The organism is Streptomyces sp. AC627_RSS907, from assembly GCF_019049165.1.
This window is the reverse complement of record NZ_JAGMUE010000622.1, coordinates 1-585: the sequence shown is the minus strand read 5'-3', so window position 1 is coordinate 585 and position 585 is coordinate 1. Positions and strand designations below refer to the sequence as shown.

At 77.1% G+C, this 585-nt stretch carries 2 pseudogenes; one reads left to right on the top strand and one right to left on the bottom strand.

The features are described from left to right. Window positions 1-204, top strand: a pseudogene (locus KUM32_RS37460) (phosphotyrosine protein phosphatase); the annotation flags it as partial. 15 nt (window positions 205-219) lie between these two features. Here the strand turns inward: KUM32_RS37460 and KUM32_RS37455 are convergent. Beyond that, window positions 220-585 (bottom strand): annotated as a pseudogene (locus KUM32_RS37455) (SAM-dependent methyltransferase); the annotation flags it as partial.

The following is a 585-nucleotide window of genomic DNA, read 5'->3' as shown; positions in this document are numbered from 1 at the left end:
GTCCGGGCCCCGGACGTGTGCATCACCATGGGCTGCGGCGACGCCTGCCCGGTCTTCCCCGGCAAGCGCTACCTGGACTGGACGCTGGACGACCCGGCCGGCCAGGGCATCGAGGCCGTCCGCCCGATCCGGGACGCGATCAGGGTCCTGGTCGAGGACCTGATCGCGGAGATCGCCCCGGAGCCAGCCCAGGGCCGGGGTTAGCCGGAGCGGGAGGCGTCAGCGGGCAGCGCGGCGCGGGCGGGCGGCGCTCACCAGCAGGGTGTCGACGGCGGACGGGCCCTGCCCGGCGGACGGGAGTGACTCCACCACGACGTCGACCAGCCCCGCCGCGTCCAGCAGCGCCGCCCACCGGTGGGGGCGGAGCACCCAGCGGAACAGGGTGGCCGGCTGTCCGTCCGGCGTACGGGCCGGGATGCGCGCCGGCACCGGCTCGGCCGCGGCCGGCTCGCCGGTGACGTGCCGGGCCAGGGTGGCGAACACCAGCCGCCCACCGGGGCGCAGCGCCGACGCCGCCACGGGCAGCAGGTCGCGCGGGTCGGTGAAGTCGAGCGCGCCGAAGACGCTGTAGAGCACGTCGTACGC